Raw genomic sequence first — 2,269 nt, forward strand, 5'->3', positions numbered from 1 at the left:
CCCCCCCCCCCCCCCCCCCCCCCCCCCCCCCCCCCCCCCCCCCCCCCCCCCCCCCCCCCCCCCCCCCCCCCCCCCCCGGGAATTCTGGAAGCGGACAGGGAGGGCGGAAGGGGGGGCGGTACGGCGGGAGCTAGTCTGGGGGGTATGGGAGGGAGTTGGTAGGGTACTGTTGCGGGTATTTTGGCGACGGAATTTGGCTGTTCTGAGGGGGCGGGAATTGTGATGATTTGCCCTTGGGGGAGGGCTGGGGCGGTCTGTGAGGTGGCTGGTGCGCTGCTGTTGGGGGGAAATAGCAGGGCTGGCTGCTGGATGGGGCTGGGTTTGTTGGTGGTTGGTGCTGGGGCGGGGGCGATGGGGGGCAAGCTGGGGCTGGGGGTGACGGCGGTGTTGATGGGCGGGGGCGGTAGGGGGGGTAAGCCTGGTGTTGGGGATGCGGTGGGGGATGTGGTTGGGGCAGGAATTGGGCTGGGGGATGCGCCGGCAGCTAGCTGGGGCTGTCGTGAATTGGCGATCGATTGGGGATTGGCGGGGGCTGAGGCGGTTTGTGAGGCGGTGGGGGGTCGATCGAGCATTTTGATAATTCCTGTCGTCAGGCCGGCGCTAGCGACCAGCAGGGCTGCTACTTTGAGTCCGGCTGCTGAGGGCGATCGTCCGCGCTGGCGGTTGAGGTTGGGGAGGGCGATGGCTTCGGCGGCGCAGTCATCTAATGCTGTGGCTAAGTCAAACAGTTGCAGGGTGCTTAGGTGTACTGCAGGCCCGGATTCTGCGGGGGTTAAAGTGCCTAAAAATAAGTTGTGGGCGAGCAAGCCGCGGGGTTCTAGGCGGGGCCCAACTGGCAGGTAGGAAGTGTTTGGGGCGATGGTTCCGGGTTCGGATGTGTTGGTTGGTCGATCGAATGTAACGACATGGCGCGCGACTTCTGGCGAGTCTGGATCGCTTGCGGTTAGGCTTGTTTGGGAGTTGAGGTTGCTTTCCCAATCGCGGGATTCGCCCAGCAAGTTTTGGACGTAGTTGCTGACTGCTTCGTGGAGGGTTTCGAGTTGAGCGCGATCGCCCCTGAGAGTAACGTGTTCGGTATCTGGTAGTCTGGGGTCGTCGAGCCGCAACTCGAAATTTAAAGATTTAAATACGGGTTTGCCGGCCCAGCGAGATAGAGGCGAACTTTTGGCTGTTATTTCCAGCGTGCAAGTAGGGGGCGTGTACCGTTTTCGCATAATGAATGAAGAGGGAAGAGGGAAGAAGTCAGTAGTCATTAGTCATTAGTCAGTAGTCATTAGGCATTAGGCATTAGGCATTAGGCATTAGGCATTAGGCAGATGGAATAACTATGTTTTATCTGATATTTGGTAGCATTCTTAACAAGCTTTTTTAGCAACAGGCATCTTGCCTGTTCCTGATGTTTTTCATTCTCGTTTTCATTATGGCTTAGCTTAATTCTTAGCGCGGTCTAGGAGAGCCAGCCAGAGCCGCCTGTGACCGCCGGGACTGCTGTAAAATAGCAAATCTATCAGGAGTTTGAGGGCTAGGTTGGTTAGTTCTTGTGCCGATAGGTTTTCTGCATCTTCCATGCGATCGGCATAGGTGTTGCTGAACCTGTCTATATAATCTCCTAGCAAAGCGACTGTATGAGGTTCGCGGTTTTGCTCTGCCATTTGTTCTAGCAAAGCGACGGCGCGGCGGATTAAAGCTTGGTGCTGTTTTGCTAAATGACAGCCGATCAAAACGAGCGATCGAGCTTCTTCCACATCTAGTTTTTTGCGCCCTCCCTGGCCTTTCCGCAGCGGGTTAGATTGGCGCAGCCGCCACAATGCCACGCGATCGGCTACCATTGGCTCTAAATTCAGTTCGGCTGCTACTTTGAGCATCGCGTCTGAACCAATTTGTGCGAGTGCTTCTAGGGCTAACAGCACTAAATCCAGTTGGGCTTTAATGTTGTCCAACTGGGTAGGTTCTGGTGCTTTTTGGGTCAATTCTTCCCAGTTGGGAGATGAACCTGTTTGGTTTGTGGGAGCGGAGGGCTTTACGGTGGAGCGCATGGCTTGGGCACGGGAAATAAGACTGGTTGAGGCTGAATACCCTAACAGTATGCGGTGTTGACGGATTTGCGGCCGCCGGACAACGGCATAATCTGTTAGTTTTTCTCCTTGACATCCGCCCCGGCGTGAACGCACGGGGATTCTAGAAATCACTTCCTAGACCTTTCTGCTTCATCGCAACCGCCATCAGACTTATGCCTATCCGGTCTTACGTTCGCTCCACAGACTTTCAC

The 2,269-nt window shown here is 56.3% G+C and carries 2 protein-coding genes; both read right to left on the minus strand.

What is annotated here, in order from left to right:
• On the minus strand, positions 1 to 1,253 hold a 1,253-nt coding region (locus QUA97_RS28100), incomplete at its 3' end, for a DUF4335 domain-containing protein (protein WP_333197594.1).
• Between the two features lie 177 nt (positions 1,254 to 1,430).
• Positions 1,431 to 2,189 (minus strand): DUF3038 domain-containing protein, encoded by a 759-nt coding sequence (locus QUA97_RS28105; protein ID WP_442921933.1) that lies wholly within the window; start codon positions 2,187 to 2,189, stop codon positions 1,431 to 1,433.
• Positions 2,190 to 2,269 lie beyond the last annotated feature (80 nt).

This window comes from Microcoleus sp. CZ3-B2 (genome assembly GCF_036705055.1).
Classification (GTDB): Bacteria; Cyanobacteriota; Cyanobacteriia; order Cyanobacteriales; family Microcoleaceae; genus Microcoleus.